The 17440-nt window shown below is 37.9% G+C and carries 16 protein-coding genes; 14 read left to right on the forward strand and 2 right to left on the reverse strand.

Translation table 11 applies throughout. The features are described 5' to 3' along the window. Positions 1-116 precede the first annotated feature (116 nt). Positions 117-2375: a DNA helicase PcrA gene (gene pcrA, locus IGK03_RS02305; protein ID WP_002363179.1), complete on the forward strand. Its 2259-nt coding sequence runs from the start codon at positions 117-119 to the stop codon at positions 2373-2375. 125 nt (positions 2376-2500) lie between these two features. Next, the gene (ligA, locus tag IGK03_RS02310) at positions 2501-4531 is read left to right on the forward strand and encodes an NAD-dependent DNA ligase LigA (protein WP_002375948.1); all 2031 of its coding nucleotides are present in this window, start codon (positions 2501-2503) and stop codon (positions 4529-4531) included. Here the strand turns inward: ligA and IGK03_RS02315 are convergent. Next, positions 4528-4743: a hypothetical protein gene (locus IGK03_RS02315; RefSeq protein ID WP_002382998.1), complete on the reverse strand. Its 216-nt coding sequence runs from the start codon at positions 4741-4743 to the stop codon at positions 4528-4530. The two genes, ligA and IGK03_RS02315, sit on opposite strands and share 4 nt — an antisense overlap. Between IGK03_RS02315 and IGK03_RS02320 the strand changes: the two genes are divergently transcribed. From IGK03_RS02320 to IGK03_RS02355, 8 genes are all read left to right on the forward strand, one after another. Continuing rightward, a complete protein-coding gene (locus tag IGK03_RS02320; protein ID WP_306173767.1) occupies positions 4709-4795 on the forward strand; it encodes a hypothetical protein in 87 nt (28 codons plus the stop codon). The genes IGK03_RS02315 and IGK03_RS02320 overlap by 35 nt on opposite strands. A 317-nt stretch (positions 4796-5112) precedes the next feature. Then, the gene (gene gatC, locus IGK03_RS02325; protein ID WP_002355569.1) at positions 5113-5418 is read left to right on the forward strand and encodes an Asp-tRNA(Asn)/Glu-tRNA(Gln) amidotransferase subunit GatC; all 306 of its coding nucleotides are present in this window, start codon (positions 5113-5115) and stop codon (positions 5416-5418) included. Next, positions 5418-6887: an Asp-tRNA(Asn)/Glu-tRNA(Gln) amidotransferase subunit GatA gene (gene gatA / locus IGK03_RS02330; protein WP_202334759.1), complete on the forward strand. Its 1470-nt coding sequence runs from the start codon at positions 5418-5420 to the stop codon at positions 6885-6887. The genes gatC and gatA overlap by 1 nt, the downstream gene beginning before the upstream one ends. Continuing rightward, complete coding sequence (gene gatB / locus IGK03_RS02335; RefSeq protein WP_002358703.1) at positions 6887-8317, forward strand: Asp-tRNA(Asn)/Glu-tRNA(Gln) amidotransferase subunit GatB; 1431 nt, start codon at positions 6887-6889, stop codon at positions 8315-8317. Before gatA ends, gatB begins: the two co-directional genes overlap by 1 nt. Positions 8318-8335: 18 nt before the next feature. Continuing rightward, on the forward strand, positions 8336-9424 hold the full coding sequence (locus IGK03_RS02340) for a diacylglycerol kinase (RefSeq protein ID WP_002383001.1): 1089 nt from the start codon (positions 8336-8338) through the stop codon (positions 9422-9424). Positions 9425-9623: 199 nt separating this feature from the next. Next, positions 9624-10997 carry a 23S rRNA (uracil(1939)-C(5))-methyltransferase RlmD gene (gene rlmD / locus IGK03_RS02345; RefSeq protein ID WP_010828569.1) on the forward strand — a complete coding sequence of 458 codons (1374 nt, stop codon included), beginning with the start codon at positions 9624-9626 and terminating at the stop codon, positions 10995-10997. Next, the gene (locus IGK03_RS02350) at positions 10998-11126 is read left to right on the forward strand and encodes a hypothetical protein (protein WP_002355577.1); all 129 of its coding nucleotides are present in this window, start codon (positions 10998-11000) and stop codon (positions 11124-11126) included. A gap of 139 nt (positions 11127-11265) precedes the next feature. Continuing rightward, on the forward strand, positions 11266-11583 hold the full coding sequence (locus IGK03_RS02355; RefSeq protein ID WP_002355583.1) for a thioredoxin family protein: 318 nt from the start codon (positions 11266-11268) through the stop codon (positions 11581-11583). 40 nt (positions 11584-11623) lie between these two features. Here IGK03_RS02355 and IGK03_RS02360 read toward each other — a convergent pair whose 3' ends face one another. Further along, positions 11624-12469: a helix-turn-helix domain-containing protein gene (locus IGK03_RS02360; RefSeq protein WP_050588858.1), complete on the reverse strand. Its 846-nt coding sequence runs from the start codon at positions 12467-12469 to the stop codon at positions 11624-11626. A gap of 397 nt (positions 12470-12866) precedes the next feature. Here IGK03_RS02360 and ptcA point away from each other — a divergent pair, with 397 nt between their 5' ends. From ptcA to arcC, 4 genes are all read left to right on the forward strand, one after another. Then, complete coding sequence (gene ptcA / locus IGK03_RS02365) at positions 12867-13886, forward strand: putrescine carbamoyltransferase (RefSeq protein ID WP_002355587.1); 1020 nt, start codon at positions 12867-12869, stop codon at positions 13884-13886. Positions 13887-13952: 66 nt separating this feature from the next. Next, complete coding sequence (locus tag IGK03_RS02370) at positions 13953-15329, forward strand: APC family permease (protein WP_002355588.1); 1377 nt, start codon at positions 13953-13955, stop codon at positions 15327-15329. Then, positions 15322-16419: an agmatine deiminase gene (gene aguA / locus IGK03_RS02375; protein WP_002383005.1), complete on the forward strand. Its 1098-nt coding sequence runs from the start codon at positions 15322-15324 to the stop codon at positions 16417-16419. Before IGK03_RS02370 ends, aguA begins: the two co-directional genes overlap by 8 nt. Before the next feature lie 11 nt (positions 16420-16430). After that, complete coding sequence (gene arcC / locus IGK03_RS02380; protein WP_002355590.1) at positions 16431-17360, forward strand: carbamate kinase; 930 nt, start codon at positions 16431-16433, stop codon at positions 17358-17360. The last annotated feature ends 80 nt before the right edge of the window (positions 17361-17440 follow it).

A 17440-nucleotide genomic window follows, 5' to 3' on the forward strand; every position in this document is an offset into this window, starting at 1 on the left:
TGATTTACAAGAAAATTTCATATAAAAAGAAAAAGATTTTTTGTTCTTTTCTAAAGAACTTCAAAGGGATTTTTGGTATACTGTATAAGATTGAAAAAAGAGAGAGGACGTTTAATATGACACAAAAACATGCCTTGGTTCAGGGAATGAATCCTCGACAAGAAGAAGCCGTTTTGCATACAGAAGGACCACTGTTAGTCATGGCTGGTGCTGGTAGTGGAAAAACGCGGGTTTTAACACATCGAATTGCCTATCTAATTGAGGAAAAAGAAGTAAATCCATGGAATATTTTGGCGATTACGTTTACCAATAAAGCTGCTAAAGAAATGAAAGAGCGTGTAAATAAATTACTGGAAACGGGTGGCGAAGATGTATGGGTCTCCACTTTTCACTCCATGTGTGTAAGAATTTTACGTCGTGATGTGGATCAGATTGGTTACAACCGTAATTTTACAATCATTGACCCATCGGAACAAAAAACATTAATGAAACGCATCTTAAATGACTTAAATATTGATTCAAAAAAATATGATCCTCGCTCAATTTTAGGTACGATTAGCAATGCTAAAAATGAATTACAAACGCCTGAAAAAGTTGCTGAAATGCAAGGTTCCTTATATGAAGAAATTGTCGCAAAATGCTATGAAGCCTATCAAAAAGAATTACGCAAAAACCAATGTATGGATTTTGATGATTTGATTATGAATACGATTCGTTTATTCAATGAACAACCAGATACGTTAGCTTTCTACCAAAATAAATTTCACTATATTCATGTGGATGAATACCAAGATACCAATCATGCACAATATACCTTAGTCAATTTATTGGCTGCACGTTTCAAAAATCTGTGTGTCGTAGGTGATGCCGACCAAAGTATCTATGGTTGGCGCGGGGCGGATATGCAAAATATCTTGGATTTTGAAAAAGATTATCCAGATGCCAGTGTAATTTTGCTAGAACAAAATTATCGATCCACCAAAAACATTTTGGCGGCTGCGAATGATGTCATCAAAAATAACCGTAACCGCCGCGAGAAAGAACTGTGGACAGAAAATATAGACGGTGAAAAGATTGTCTATTATCGTGGAGACACAGAACGGGATGAAACACAATTTATTGTGAGCCAAATCCAAAAAGAAATGCGGGAAAATGACCGAATTTATGGTGATTTTGCGGTATTATATCGGACCAATGCCCAATCCCGTGTAGTGGAAGAAATGCTCTTGAAATCTAATATTCCGTATACCATGGTGGGCGGACATAAATTCTACGACCGTAAAGAAATTAAAGATATTTTGGCTTATTTAAGTTTGATTGCCAATCCAGATGATTCGATTAGTTTTGAACGAATTGTCAATGAACCAAAACGAGGAATCGGTAAAAGTTCAATTGAAAAATTACGACTATTTGCGGATACGCATGGTTGGGCTTTGCTGGAAGCTGCCCAAAATGTTGATTTGGCAAATATTTCAGGAAAAGCGGGTAAAGAGCTTGGTAATTTTGGCATGATGATTCAAGACTTAACGAAAACAGTGCCCTATTTAACGATTACAGAATTGGTGAAAGAAACTTTACAACGTAGTGGTTATCGGGAAGCTTTGATGGCGCAAAATAATTTAGAGTCTCAAGCTCGCTTAGAAAACTTGGACGAATTTTTATCTGTGACACAAGAATTTGATAAACGTTTTGAAGCGCAAAACAACGACGATCCAAATGGCGAAGAAACAAAATTGGCGGATTTTTTAACAGATTTAGCCTTGGTTTCTGATCTAGATAATTTAGAAGAGAGCTCTTCACAAGTAACCTTAATGACGTTGCATGCGGCCAAAGGGCTGGAATTTCCAGTGGTCTTTTTAATGGGCTTAGAAGAAGGGGTTTTCCCATTATCACGTGCCATGCTAGAAGAAAGTGAACTGGAAGAAGAACGGCGCTTGGCTTATGTTGGTATCACCCGAGCGGAAGAAGCCCTGTTTTTAACGAATGCTTATTCGAGAACATTATATGGTCGCACGCAATATAATCGACCAAGTCGCTTTTTAGAAGAAATTGAGGCGGAGCGTTTAATGAAACAAGGGGCGGCGGCCAATTTACAGAAAGCTCCAGCGCGCACCTTTGATCCTAAAGTATTCAAGCCCAGCGCAAGTAAACCAGCTTATACACAGCCAGCTACAAAATCAGTTAGCAACAAAGTGGCAAGTGGTGGCGAAAAAGTTTCTTGGCAAGCAGGTGATAAGGTCCAACATAAAGCATGGGGCGTTGGTACAGTCGTTCGTGTAGGCGGTTCGGCCAAAGACTTAGAGTTGGACATTGCTTTCCCAGAAAAAGGCATAAAACGGTTGTTAGCGGCATTTGCACCAATTGAAAAAATTTAACATGCAAAATAGGTCAGCTATTTAATGAGAAATCATCATTAGTTAAATTCTTTTTATTTTCTATCTTAGTGTAAATGTGTTAAAAAGACGATAGGAGCATTACACTTATGAGGAGGAGTTCTACGATGGAACAACAACCATTAACATTAACGGCGGCGACAACTCGTGCGCAAGAATTAAGAAAACAACTCAATCAATATTCCCATGAATATTATGTCAAAGATCAACCATCCGTAGAAGATTATGTTTACGATCGTTTGTATAAAGAGTTAGTCGATATTGAAACGGAGTTTCCTGATTTAATCACGCCAGATTCGCCGACACAACGTGTAGGTGGCAAAGTTTTATCTGGTTTTGAAAAAGCTCCGCATGACATTCCAATGTATAGTTTAAATGATGGATTTAGCAAGGAAGACATTTTTGCTTTCGATGAACGTGTTCGTAAGGCGATTGGTAAACCCGTTGCTTACTGTTGCGAGTTGAAAATTGATGGGTTAGCAATTTCATTACGTTATGAAAACGGGGTGTTTGTACGCGGAGCAACACGAGGCGATGGAACGGTTGGTGAAAACATTACAGAGAACTTACGAACGGTTCGCTCTGTACCGATGCGTTTAACGGAGCCCATTTCAGTGGAAGTTCGTGGCGAGTGCTACATGCCTAAACAATCCTTTGTCGCATTGAATGAAGAACGTGAAGAAAATGGCCAAGATATTTTTGCCAATCCTCGGAATGCAGCAGCGGGCAGCTTGCGCCAATTAGATACAAAAATTGTGGCGAAACGGAACTTAAATACGTTTTTATACACAGTTGCTGACTTTGGACCAATGAAAGCGAAGACGCAGTTTGAGGCATTAGAAGAGCTTTCTGCAATTGGTTTTAGAACCAATCCTGAACGTCAATTATGTCAGTCAATCGATGAAGTTTGGGCCTACATTGAAGAATACCATGAAAAGCGGAGCACTTTGCCATACGAAATCGATGGAATTGTGATTAAAGTGAACGAATTTGCGTTGCAAGATGAATTAGGTTTCACTGTCAAAGCACCTCGCTGGGCGATTGCCTACAAATTTCCACCAGAAGAAGCAGAAACAGTAGTGGAAGATATTGAATGGACAATTGGGCGCACGGGGGTGGTCACTCCTACTGCGGTCATGGCTCCTGTACGAGTCGCGGGAACCACGGTTAGTCGGGCAAGTTTGCATAATGCAGATTTTATTCAAATGAAAGATATCCGTTTAAATGATCATGTTATTATTTACAAAGCCGGCGATATTATCCCAGAAGTAGCGCAAGTCCTAGTTGAAAAACGTGCAGCCGATAGTCAGCCTTATGAAATGCCGACACATTGTCCAATTTGTCATAGTGAGTTGGTGCATTTAGATGAGGAAGTGGCGTTACGTTGTATTAATCCAAAATGCCCTGCGCAAATTAAAGAAGGGCTGAATCACTTTGTCTCACGAAACGCAATGAACATTGATGGCTTGGGGCCAAGAGTGTTAGCACAAATGTATGACAAAGGATTAGTGAAAGACGTAGCGGATCTGTATTTCTTAACAGAAGAACAATTAATGACTTTGGATAAAATCAAAGAAAAATCAGCAAACAACATTTATACTGCCATTCAAGGGAGTAAAGAAAACTCTGTAGAGCGTTTGATTTTTGGCTTAGGGATTCGCCATGTGGGTGCGAAAGCGGCGAAAATTTTAGCGGAGCATTTTGGTGATTTATCAACCTTAAGTCGAGCAACTGCGGAAGAAATTGTGGCTTTGGATTCAATTGGTGAAACAATCGCCGACAGCGTTGTGACGTATTTTGAAAATGAGGAAGTTCATGAATTAATGGCTGAACTGGAAAAAGCCCAAGTGAACTTGACATATAAAGGTCTCCGGACAGAACAATTAGCAGAAGTGGAGTCACCTTTCAAAGACAAAACAGTTGTTTTAACAGGAAAATTAACGCAGTACACTCGCGAAGAAGCCAAAGAAAAAATTGAAAATCTTGGTGGAAAAGTTACAGGGAGTGTTTCGAAAAAAACTGACATTGTGGTTGCTGGCGAAGATGCTGGCAGTAAATTAACCAAAGCTGAAAGCTTAGGCGTGACCGTTTGGAATGAACAAGAAATGGTCGATGCGTTAGATGCAAGTCATTTTTAAGAAGAAAAATTAACGTTGTCAGATTTTATGTAGTAATTTGATGGTATGCTTATTTTAGTCATAAAAGTTATATGAACGAGGACTTTCTGAGTTGAGAAAGGAGGTTGATGCTTATGCGCAATTCTTCTTACTTTAACGAAAGGAGCAATGTTTTTGTCCGTTGAAGCAGCGCTAGGACTGATGATTGGTTTTGCAACACTTGTTGTGACCATTATCTTCGGTATCTTAGCGCTTGTCTTAGACAACAAAAATAACCGTTCATAAGCTTTGAGGAGCTGAACGGTTAAGCGTTTGAAATAAAACCAATAACTCAGTAAGCCGCTAGTTCTTATAACTAGTAGTGGCTACTAGAGAGGTATGTTCCTGCATATCTCTCTTTTCATTTTCATAATAACATGTTTCCATCATTTTTGCGAGCGACAAATTATCAATGAAATTCAAGGTTTCATCTAAAATATCCGACCATTTTATGGTAGAATAGGAACAGAGTGAACAGCTGTGCTAAGCTGTTTAAAGAAATACAATCCAATTGATTAATCTGAAAATGAAAATTTCAGTAAATGATAGAAAGAAGGGTATCTATGGCAATTACAGAAGAACAAGTCAAACATGTCGCTAAATTATCAAAATTATCTTTCTCCGAAGAAGAATTAGCGGACTTTACCAATCAACTAGATAAAATTATTGATATGGTGGAATTACTAGAAGAAGTAGATACAACAGGGGTTCCTTTTACTTCAAATGTGAATGAATCAATCAATGTCATGCGTGAAGACGTAGCGACACCAGGAATGGACCGTAAAGAATTAATGCGGAATGTTCCGGAATCAGAGAATGGTTACATTAAAGTGCCTGCAATTATGGATAACGGGGAGGCAGGAGCCTAATGGAAAAATTATACGACAAATCGTTAACAGAGTTACATGATTTATTGGTTTCAAAAGAAATCACAGCAGTTGATTTAACCGAAGAAACATTAAATCGTATTCAAGATACAGAAGAACAACTAGGTTCTTTTATCACAGTTAGTGAAGAAAAAGCAATGGCATTAGCCAAAGCGATTGACTTAAAAGGCATCACTGAAAGTAATCCATTAGCTGGGATTCCAATTGGGATTAAAGACAACATTGTCACAAAAGATATTTTAACAACAGCTGGCTCAAAAATGTTACACAATTTTGACCCAATTTATGATGCGACCGTGATGGATAAAGTCTATCAAGCAGATATGATTCCAGTCGGAAAATTGAACATGGATGAATTTGCCATGGGCGGAAGTACGGAAACGTCTTACTTCAAGAAAACAAAAAATGCTTGGGATCAAACCAAAGTTCCTGGCGGTTCTTCTGGTGGTTCAGCTTCTGCTGTCGCAGCCGGACAAGTCCCAGTTTCTTTAGGGAGCGATACAGGTGGTAGTATCCGCCAACCAGCCGCATTCAATGGTATTGTGGGCTTGAAACCAACGTATGGACGTGTGTCTCGTTTTGGTTTGATTGCTTTTGCTTCAAGTTTAGACCAAATTGGTCCATTGACACGAAATGTTAAAGACAATGCCTTAGCTTTAAATGCAATTAGTGGTTATGACGAAAAAGACGGCACTTCTGCAGGCGTTTCTGTTCCTGATTTTACGGTAGATTTAACTGGCGACATCAAAGGCATGAAAATTGCTTTACCAAAAGAATACTTAGGTGAAGGGGTACAACCTGATGTTCGTGAAGCGGTATTAAAAGCAGCAGAAACATTTAAATCTTTAGGAGCAACGGTGGAAGAAGTTAGTTTGCCACATTCTAAATACGGCGTAGCGGTTTATTATATTATTGCCTCTTCAGAAGCAAGTTCAAACTTACAACGCTTTGATGGCATTCGTTACGGGTACCGTTCAGACAATGTCCAAAATCTAGAAGATGTCTATGTTAATTCACGTTCTGAAGGTTTCGGAACAGAAGTTAAACGTCGGATTATGTTAGGAACATTCTCTTTAAGTGCTGGTTATTATGATGCGCACTTTAAAAAGGCTGGTCAAGTCCGTACACTAATCAAACAAGATTTTGAGAATGTCTTTGCGGATTATGACTTAATCATTGGCCCATCCACACCAACAGTTGCCTTTGGTCTAGGGGAAAACATCAATGATCCAATCACAATGTATATGAATGATATTTTAACCATTCCTGTCAACTTAGCAGGACTACCAGGCATGTCCATTCCAGCAGGCTTCTCAGAAGGCTTGCCAGTTGGTTTACAAATTATTGGAAAACATTTTGACGAACATACAATGTATAAAGCAGCCTATGCTTTTGAACAAGCGACAGATTTCCATACGAAAAAACCAGTCATTTTAGGGGGGAACGATTAATGAACTTTGAAACTGTCATTGGATTAGAAGTCCACGTAGAATTGAAAACCAACTCTAAAATTTTCTCCTCTGCGCCAGCGCATTTCGGAGCAGAACCAAACAGCAACACAAATGTGGTTGACTGGAGTTACCCAGGTGTTTTGCCTGTCATGAATAAAGGTGCCTTAGAATTTGGCATGAAAGCAGCTCTTGCTTTGAACTGTGAAATTTCAAAAGAAACTCATTTTGATCGTAAAAACTATTTTTACCCAGATAACCCGAAAGCATATCAAATTTCTCAATTTGATCAACCAATCGGACATGATGGTTGGATTGAAATTGAAGTTGAAGGGAAAAAGAAAAAAATTCGTATTGAACGAGTGCATTTAGAAGAAGATGCCGGCAAAAACATTCATGGCACAGATGGCTATTCTTATGTAGACTTGAATCGTCAAGGTACGCCTTTAATTGAAATCGTTTCTGAAGCAGACATGCGTTCACCAGAAGAAGCGTATGCTTATTTAGAAGCGTTGCGTTCAATTATCCAATTTACAGAAGTTTCTGATGTGAAAATGGAAGAAGGTTCTATGCGTTGTGATGCCAATATTTCTTTACGTCCGTATGGTCAAGAAGAATTTGGTACTAAAGCGGAATTAAAGAACTTGAACTCTATGAACTTTGTAAAAAAAGGTTTAGCTTATGAAGAAAAACGCCAGGCCAAAGTCCTATTATCTGGTGGCGAAATTCAACAAGAAACACGCCGCTTTGATGAAGCAACTAGTACAACGTTGCTTATGCGTGTTAAAGAAGGCTCAAGTGACTACCGTTACTTCCCAGAGCCAGATGTTCCTCGTTTTTCAATTGATGATGAATGGATTGAAAAAGTTCGCGCTAGTTTGCCAGAAATGCCAGCCTCACGTCGTGCCCGTTACATCAGTGAATTAGGGTTACCTGAATACGACGCAATGGTCTTGACTTTAACGAAAGAAATGTCAGATTTCTTTGAAGCAACCTTAGCAAACGGTGCAGATGCGAAACAAGCATCAAACTGGTTAATGGGCGAAGTTTCTGCTTACTTAAACAGTGAAAAAGTTGAATTAGCCGATACTAAACTAACACCAGAAAATCTAGCGGGTATGATTACTTTAATTAACGATGGCACAATCAGCTCGAAAATTGCGAAGAAAGTGTTCAAAGAGTTAATTGAAAACGGTGGAGATGCTAAAGAAGTTGTCGAAGCAAAAGGCCTTGTTCAATTATCTGATCCAGCGCAATTATTACCAATGATTAACGAAGTTTTAGACAACAACCAACAATCAATTGATGACTTTAAAAACGGAAAAGACCGTGCAGTTGGTTTCCTTGTTGGACAAATTATGAAAGCAACTCGTGGACAAGCAAACCCAGGTGTGGTTAACAAGTTATTGCAAGAAGAGCTTTCAAAACGATAAGAAAGTAGCAGGCAAACCATGAAAAAAGCTAGAGTGATTTATAATCCAACGTCAGGAAAAGAGTTAGTTAAAAAGAACTTAGCCGATATTTTATCTATTTTAGAAGAATGTGGTTATGAAGCCAGTGCATTTGCGACCACACCAGAAGAAAATTCAGCACGCAATGAAGCACATCGTGCTGCGCGTGCAGGATTTGATTTATTAGTAGCAGCAGGTGGAGATGGGACCATTAATGAAGTAGTGAATGGGATTGCTCCGTTGAAGCGGCGCCCTAAAATGGCCATTATTCCTGCTGGAACGACGAATGACTATGCACGGGCCTTGAAGATTCCTCGTGATAATATCGTTAAGGCAGCAGAAGTGATTAAAAAAAATCAAACTGTCAAAATGGATATTGGTCAAGCCGGCAAAAATTACTTTATCAATATTGCGGCGGGTGGTCATTTAACGGAACTGACTTATGAAGTTCCGTCAGAGTTGAAAAGTATTTTTGGTTACTTAGCGTACTTAGCCAAAGGAGCCGAAATGTTGCCGCGAGTGAAGCCGATTAAAATGCGCATGACGTATGATGAAGGTGTGTACGAAGGCAACGCATCAATGTTTTTCCTAGGGCTGACTAACTCGGTGGGTGGTTTCGAGCAAATCGTACCAGATGCTAAATTAGATGATGGTAAGTTTTCATTAATCATTGTAAAAACAGCCAATATTTTTGAGATTCTTCATTTAGTTGCGTTAATGTTAAATGGTGGAAAGCATGTTGAAGATCATCGACTAATCTATACAAAGACCAGCTATTTACATGCAGAAACGTTAGAAAAGAACAATAAAATGATGATTAATTTAGATGGTGAATATGGAGGCGATGCTCCAATGACCTTTAAAAATATGCATCAACACATTGAAATTTTTGCAAATGGTGATGCACTGCCGTCCAATGCAATTATGGGTTCTGTCTTAACTGGTAGCGATGAGATTGTCGTAGAATCAGAAGACGAAGAGGAAGAAGCATATAACGAAGCTAGCAAAGAATTTGTCAAAGAAGTTGAACGACTAACAGACGAAGATATTGATGGCGATGGAAAGATTGCCGAAAAAGAAAAGCACTAGGTAGTCCGTGAATAGCTAATGAAAGATTTAGTTGATAAGATCTTTCATTGGCTATTTTTTGACTAAGGGAAAGGGTCTCATTCTTTTATTTACCTAAAAAGCTCAAACGAAATTGCTAAATCGCCATGAAAATTCGTTGTTGCTTTTCTTAGGTATTTTCATTAGAATGAGTGAAGTGTATAAAAAGAAGGAGCGACTTATGAAAAATTATCCAGTAAAGAAAAATGACGTCATTGAAGTAGAAATCATTGACTTGACGCATGAAGGTTTAGGCGTGGCAAAAGTGGACCATTATCCATTGTTTATTGAAAATGCCTTACCAGGTGAAAAACTTGAAATCAAAGTCTTAAAAACAGGCAAAAGTTTTGGTTATGGGAAAGTATTGACTGTCCTAAAAAGCAGTGAACAGCGTGTTCCCGTGAAAGATGAAAACTTTACAAAAGTCGGAATCAGTCCGTTGCAACATTTAGCGTACGGCGCCCAACTATCATTTAAAACGCAACAAGTCGAAAATGTTATGCAACGTGTTGCTAAATTACCAGAAGTCCCTGTTTTACCAACAATTGGGATGAACGATCCGTGGCATTACCGGAACAAAGCACAAATTCCCGTGCGTAAAATTGACAACCAACTACAAACAGGTTTTTTCCGGAAAAATAGCCATGATTTAATTCCAATGGAACATTTTTATATTCAAGACCCAGAAATTGATGCAGCAATTGTTAAAATCCGTGACATTATGCGTAGATATAGCGTAAAACCTTATAACGAATCTGATAATACAGGGAACTTACGCCATATTGTCGTTCGTCGTGGCTACCATACTGGGGAGATGATGGTTGTTCTAATTACGAGAACACCGAAATTATTCCCAATTAGTAAAATTGTGCCAGATATTTTGGAAGCTATTCCGGAAGTAGTCAGCATTGTACAAAATGTAAATCCAAAACGAACCAATGTCATTTTTGGCGACGAAACCATCTTATTACATGGGTCTGAAAAAATTACAGATACTATTTTTGATTTGAAATTTGAAATTTCCGCGCGTTCATTTTATCAAGTAAATCCACAACAAACAGAAGTGATGTATCAAAAAGTTAAAGAGTATGCGGCTTTAACAGGCAATGAAATTGTGGTGGATGCCTATTGCGGGATTGGAACGATTGGCTTAACTTTAGCCCAAGATGCAAAGCAAGTTTACGGTATTGAAGTAATTGAAGAAGCGGTCAAAGATGCAGAAAATAATGCTAAATTAAACAACATTGAGAATGCCACTTTCACGGCTGGTTTAGCGGAAGAATTATTGCCAAAATTAGTTGAAAATGGCTTGCAACCAGATGTTGTGGTGGTGGATCCACCACGGAAAGGGTTAGACGGTCAATTAGTAAACACATTAATTGAAACGCAACCTGAACGAATTGTTTATGTCAGCTGTAATCCAGCCACACTCGCTCGCGACATTGCATTATTAACAGAAGGTGGCTATGAAGCAAAAGAAATTCAACCAGTGGATAATTTCCCACAAACGACCCACATTGAATCTGTCACGTTATTAACAAAGGCGGTGGATTAAATGAATGAAAAAGAAAAAATGTTAGAATTAATTAAAAAGAAACAAGGTGGTGGCCGTTCTAAAAAAATGGAAACTCCCAAAAATGATCGTAAAAACATGCGCAAAGGGCCTAAAATTTTTAATAAATAAGCGGTTATCAGTAAAAAGTTGTCTCCCATTAATGAAATGGGCGACAACTTTTTTGTTAAAGCATTCCTAGCCAAACAAATAAGTTGTTATTTTGCTAGTAAATCTGTTATTTTAGACAAAAGACAAGGAGGGCTATTCAGTGGAATATGTAACAACATTAGAAGAATTAGAAGAAAAAATTACAGACAATCGTCTACAAGCCGTCTTTTTGACAGCAAAAAATTGTAGTGTTTGTACAGTTGATAAACCGATTGTCGAAAAAATTGCAACAAAATATGAATTTCCTACATACATTGCAGAAGCTGATAAAAGTCCAGAAATAATTGGACAATTAAATGCTTTTTCTGCACCGACCATTATCTTATACTATGAAGGAAAAGAAATTCATCGCCAAGCTAAAATTATTAACTTTCAAGAAATTGAAAAGCGAGTTCGACAAGTACAAGAAAATAGTTAATCAAAAAGGAAGCCACCGATCACGGAGACTTCCTTTTTAATTATCTCGCTAAATGTTCAGTTTGTTGTTGAGAAAAAAGTTGATAACTGACAAAAACTTCTGCTCTTTTGTTTACTTCTAATTTAACGAAAATATTGTGGATATGTGTTTTTACTGTCCCGATTGATAGGAATAGTTCGTTGGCTATATCTTGATTTGTTTTGCACTCTAAAAGTAACGAAAGCACTTCTCGTTCTCGCTGCGTTAATTGATAGGCATCACAAAAAGGCGCCAAAAGTACGGGTTCATCTGATTGATTTTCTTCCAATTTAGCAGCGTCTTTTTCAAGAACCGACAGAGGAAAATCACGATTACAGAAGTAGATAATGGCGATCGAGAGAATGATTGTATAAATATCTTCAGAAACGTTTCGGTTGTTAATTTTAAAGACAATATCAGAATATTGGTCAATGTTAAAAATAACGAAGGTATCTTCCAAAAGAATCGCCACACCGAAACCAATGCTTAGCCAACCAATAAAACGAAGATATTTTTTCGCAAGGGCTGATAAAGGATCTGTTCGTAATTGATAGAGCGCATAGAAACCAAGGTAAATTAAAAATAACTGATTGGGTAAATAGTACAACCAAACTTTTAAGGCGGAATTTTGTGAAAATGGAATAGCTAGCATCCATAAACCAATTAAAAATAACCAGACAAATTGATAATTTTTAAAAGGACGCCCACTAATAGTATTGATAATAGCCAGATAGGCAAAATTACAACAAATAAAAATGATGGTCTTTAAAAAAGGTGCGGTCATAAAGATCTGATTATATTCGGTTGCAAACGAATTAATGAACTCAGTCATATAAACAATCACATTGTCACAAATAAAAATAACCATTAAAAAGAGAAGCAATAAAAAAATCGGTTGTTTATTTTTCAAGTAAAGATTTAAGGTAAAGGTTGAAGTAAACGAATATAAAATAATCAACAAGATGTTATAAATAAAAACAAATGTCACGATTGGAAACCCCTTTCATCTTTTATTTTAAGTGAATGATTTTTCAAAATAATTATACCATTTTCAAATCTATGATTGGTCAGAAATTAGAGAGAAATCCGCCTAAACTTTTATAAACCCCTGGTGTACCAACGGTTTATAACCATAAATAAACTTTTTTTAATGAAAAATCACGCCAAAAAAGAAAGCGTTTTCTAACTTTTGGCGGATAGTAAACTCTTCGCTAAACTTGGTAAAGTCAATGTGTAAACAAAAACAACTTTAGGAGGAACACATCATGAAAAGAGATTACGTTACAACAGAAACATATACGAAAGAGGAAATGCATTACTTAGTCGATTTATCATTAAAAATTAAAGAAGCGATTAAAAATGGGTATTATCCGCAACTGTTAAAAAACAAATCTTTAGGAATGATTTTCCAACAATCTTCAACTCGAACACGAGTATCTTTTGAAACTGCAATGGAACAATTAGGTGGACATGGCGAATATTTAGCACCTGGTCAAATTCAATTAGGGGGACATGAAACGATTGAAGATACCAGCCGCGTATTGTCACGTTTAGTAGATATTTTGATGGCTCGTGTGGAACGTCACCATAGTATTGTTGATTTAGCTAATTGTGCTACCATCCCAGTCATTAACGGTATGTCTGATTACAATCATCCAACCCAAGAATTAGGTGATTTGTGTACCATGGTTGAGCATTTACCAGAAGGCAAAAAATTAGAAGATTGTAAAGTTGTCTTTGTCGGAGATGCGACACAAGTTTGTTTTTCTTTAGGATTAATCACAACAAAAATGGGCATGAATTTTGTTCACTTCGGTCCAGAAGGTTTCCAATTAAATGAAGAGCATCAAGCGAAATTAGCAAAAAATTGTGAAGTTTCAGGCGGTAGCTTTTTGGTCACAGATGATGCAAGTTCTGTTGAAGGCGCTGATTTCTTGTACACGGATGTTTGGTATGGCTTGTACGAAGCGGAATTATCTGAAGAAGAACGTATGAAGGTTTTCTATCCAAAATATCAAGTGAATCAAGAAATGATGGATCGGGCAGGTGCCAATTGTAAATTCATGCACTGTTTACCAGCAACACGTGGGGAAGAAGTAACTGATGAAGTGATTGACGGTAAAAATTCTATTTGTTTCGATGAAGCAGAAAACCGTTTAACATCTATTCGTGGCTTATTAGTATATCTTATGAATGATTATGAAGCAAAAAATCCTTATGATTTAATCAAGCAAGCAGAAGCGAAAAAAGAACTAGAAGTTTTCTTAGACACTCAAAGCATTTAACGGCCAACTGTCCACTGATTGAAAAAATGAATCAGTGGACAGTTTATAAAGAGAGGAAGAGTCTTCATGGAGGGGAAAAAGAAATTTAGTTTAACGAGTGCCATTTTATCAGTCATCTGTGTGGTTTTCGTTGCTGAAGCAGCGGCGCCTGTTGCTGCAATTGGTAATTCTCAGTTTTTTTGGTGGATTTTCTTATTAATTGCATTCCTATTGCCATATGGGTTAATTTCATCAGAATTAGGAACAACTTATATTGGTGAAGGGGGCATCTATGATTGGGTGACCAAAGCATATGGTCATCGTTGGGGTGCCAGAGTTTCTTGGTATTATTGGATTAATTATCCATTGTGGCTAGCTTCATTAGCCGTTATGACGCCAGAACTATTAACGACAATTACAGGTATTAAGTTTTCAACACCGATGATGATTATTGTTGAATTAATTTTTACTTGGATTGTGGTTTGGATTAGTTTTTATCCAGTCAGCGACAGTATCTGGATTCTAAATGGAGCTGCCGTAATCAAGATGGTTTTAGCTGTCTTAATTGGTGGGCTAGGATTGTATGTAGCCTTGACGAAAGGTGTTGCCAATGAATTTACCTTGAAATCAATGCTACCAACGTTTGACTTAAGAAGTTTATCTTTTATTTCTGTAATCATTTTTAATTTGTTAGGGTTTGAAGTCATCTGTACGTTTGCAGATGATATGGAAAACCCTAAGAAGCAAATTCCACAAGCTATTGTAGCAGCGGGGTTAGTCATTGCAGCCATTTATATTTTTTCAGCCTTTGGAATTGGGGTAGCGATTCCCACCGATCAAATTAGTACCGGCAGTGGTATGATGGATAGCTTTAAACTATTGACAGGCTCGACAGAAGGTTGGTTCATTATGTTGATGGCTTTCCTATTCCTTCTTACGTTGTTCGGCAACATGATTTCTTGGTCATTAGGAGTCAATAATACAGCTTGTTATGCTGCTGAAAATGGTGACATGCCTAAATTTTTTGAAAAACGTAGTAAGAAAAATGACATGCCAATTGGGGCTGCTTTGATGAATGGCATTGTGGCATCGGTGGTCATTGTATTAGCACCAATTTTACCTAATCAAGATTTATTCTGGGCCTTTTTCTCCTTGAATGTCGTCCTATTCTTGTTATCATATATCCCAGTTTTCCCAGCTTTTTATAAGCTTAGAAAAATTGATCCCGATACACCACGTCCGTTTAAAGTTAACGGAAAACCAGGATTTTTAAAAGTTTTAGTAGTTTTGCCAATGATTATGATTATTATTTCACTGATTTTCACAGCAGTGCCTTTAGATTTTAGTCCCGCAGCATTAAATGAAAAATTACCAATCACAATTGGGGCAATCATTTTTATTCTGTTTGGTGAAGTAATTATTTACGTGAAAAAAATTAAGAAGGGAACGAAAGAAAATGGCTAAACGAATTGTAGGAAGTACCCCTAAACAAGATGGCTTTAGAATGCCAGGAGAATTTGAACCACAAGAGAAAGTTTGGATGATTTGGCCAGAAAGACCGGATAATTGGCGTGATGGTGGTAAACCTGTCCAAGAAGCTTTTACTAATGTGGCCAAAGCAATTAGTCAATTTACACCGATGAATGTGGTGGTTTCTCAACAACAATTTCAAAATTGCCGTCGCCAATTGCCGCCAGAAATTACGGTTTACGAAATGTCAAACAATGATGCCTGGGTCCGTGATTGTGGACCATCATTTGTCATTAACGACCATGGAGAAATCCGTGGTGTGGATTGGACATTCAATGCTTGGGGGGGATTAGTAGATGGTTTATATTTCCCTTGGGACCAAGACGATTTGGTTGCACAAAAAATTTGTGAAATTGAGCATGTAGATTCTTATCGTACAGATGATTTTGTTTTAGAAGGCGGTTCATTCCACGTAGATGGACAAGGAACAGTCTTGACTACAGAAATGTGCTTATTAAGTGAAGGTCGAAATCCACAACTTTCAAAAGAAGCAATCGAACAAAAATTATGCGACTATTTAAATGTTGAAAAAGTTCTTTGGCTAGGTGATGGAATTGACCCAGAAGAAACCAATGGTCACGTGGATGATGTAGCTTGTTTTATTGCACCTGGTGAAGTGGCTTGTATTTACACCGAAGATCAAAATAGTCCATTTTATGAAGCAGCACAAGATGCGTATCAACGTTTGCTTAAAATGACTGATGCTAAAGGACGCCAATTAAAAGTCCACAAATTATGCTGTCCTGTCAAAAATGTAACCATTCAAGGCTCCTTCAAAATTGATTTCGTGGAAGGAACCATGCCAAGAGAAGACGGCGATATTTGTATCGCATCCTATATGAACTTTTTAATTACAAATGATGGCGTGATTGTGCCACAGTATGGTGATGAAAATGATCGTTTGGCTTTAGAGCAAGTTCAAACGATGTTCCCAGATAAAAAAATTGTCGGCGTTAATACGGTAGAAGTTGTTTATGGGGGCGGCAATATACACTGTATCACACAACAAGAACCAAAGCGCTAGGAGGGAAACAGATGTCAAAAATAGTGATTGCATTAGGTGGAAATGCGTTAGGAAATTCTTCGAAAGAACAATTGGCAAAAGCACAAACCGCTGCAAAATCGATTGTTGATTTAATTGAACAAGGCCATCAAGTGGTGATTGCTCATGGCAATGGGCCACAAGTTGGCAAAATTCGTTTAGCTTTTGAGGAAACGAGTCAATCTCCAGAAGATGTCGTGCCATTTCCTGAATGCACAGCAATGAGCCAAGGCTATATTGGCTATCATTTACAACAAGCAATTGATGAAGAACTAGTAGCCAGAAATTTAGGGGAACAACCAGTTGTTACGTTAATTACACAAGTCGTGGTGGATCCAAAAGACCCAGCGTTTACAAAACCAACAAAACCAATTGGTGGTTATTATGACGAAGAAACAGCCAAACAGTTGATGGCGGAAACTGGGAACGTCTATCAAGAAGATGCGGGTCGAGGCTGGCGACGGGTAGTTCCTTCGCCAAAACCAGTTGATATTTACGAAAAAGTTAGCTTGCGAACACTTGTTGATGCAGGACAGATCGTAATTGCTTGTGGTGGTGGCGGGGTTCCTATTGCCTATGATGGTCCAGTCTATCATGGTGTAGATGCAGTCATTGATAAAGACTTTGCGGCAGCAAAAATGGCTGAACTCATTGAAGCAGATGTTTTTGTGGTATTAACTGCAGTGGAACATGTTTTTGTTAACTTTGGTCAAGCAAATCAACAAGCTTTGACCGATGTTACGGTTACGGCAATGCAACAATATATAGAAGAAAATCAATTTGCGCCAGGTAGTATGTTACCTAAGGTGGAAGCGGCCATCAGTTTTGCAGAAAGTAAACCAAACCGCCAGGCGATTATCGGGCTTTTAGAATTAGCTTCGGAAGCAATCAAAGGAGAAAGTGGTACACGAATTACACAATAAATTCTCAGTATTTAACTTTCACAAAAGACTAAAACAAACGCATTTAGCGGGCTATCTTAATCGTTAGAGAGTAGGACATC

This window comes from Enterococcus sp. DIV2453a (assembly GCF_050533535.1).
Lineage (GTDB): Bacteria > Bacillota > Bacilli > Lactobacillales > Enterococcaceae > Enterococcus > Enterococcus faecalis.

What these genes read in the sequence shown, in the direction of transcription:
- rlmD (WP_010828569.1), top strand. Translation starts at nt 9,624, where the DNA reads ATGAAAAATTATCCAGTAAAGAAAAATGACGTCATTGAAGTAGAAATC.
- arcC (WP_002355590.1), top strand. Translation starts at nt 16,431, where the DNA reads ATGTCAAAAATAGTGATTGCATTAGGTGGAAATGCGTTAGGAAATTCT.
- aguA (WP_002383005.1), top strand. Translation starts at nt 15,322, where the DNA reads ATGGCTAAACGAATTGTAGGAAGTACCCCTAAACAAGATGGCTTTAGA.
- ptcA (WP_002355587.1), top strand. Translation starts at nt 12,867, where the DNA reads ATGAAAAGAGATTACGTTACAACAGAAACATATACGAAAGAGGAAATG.
- gatA (WP_202334759.1), top strand. Translation starts at nt 5,418, where the DNA reads ATGGAAAAATTATACGACAAATCGTTAACAGAGTTACATGATTTATTG.
- pcrA (WP_002363179.1), top strand. Translation starts at nt 117, where the DNA reads ATGACACAAAAACATGCCTTGGTTCAGGGAATGAATCCTCGACAAGAA.
- gatB (WP_002358703.1), top strand. Translation starts at nt 6,887, where the DNA reads ATGAACTTTGAAACTGTCATTGGATTAGAAGTCCACGTAGAATTGAAA.
- IGK03_RS02370 (WP_002355588.1), top strand. Translation starts at nt 13,953, where the DNA reads ATGGAGGGGAAAAAGAAATTTAGTTTAACGAGTGCCATTTTATCAGTC.
- IGK03_RS02360 (WP_050588858.1), bottom strand. Translation starts at nt 12,469, where the DNA reads ATGGTTATTTTTATTTGTGACAATGTGATTGTTTATATGACTGAGTTC.
- IGK03_RS02315 (WP_002382998.1), bottom strand. Translation starts at nt 4,743, where the DNA reads ATGGTCACAACAAGTGTTGCAAAACCAATCATCAGTCCTAGCGCTGCT.
- gatC (WP_002355569.1), top strand. Translation starts at nt 5,113, where the DNA reads ATGGCAATTACAGAAGAACAAGTCAAACATGTCGCTAAATTATCAAAA.
- ligA (WP_002375948.1), top strand. Translation starts at nt 2,501, where the DNA reads ATGGAACAACAACCATTAACATTAACGGCGGCGACAACTCGTGCGCAA.
- IGK03_RS02340 (WP_002383001.1), top strand. Translation starts at nt 8,336, where the DNA reads ATGAAAAAAGCTAGAGTGATTTATAATCCAACGTCAGGAAAAGAGTTA.
- IGK03_RS02350 (WP_002355577.1), top strand. Translation starts at nt 10,998, where the DNA reads ATGAATGAAAAAGAAAAAATGTTAGAATTAATTAAAAAGAAACAAGGT.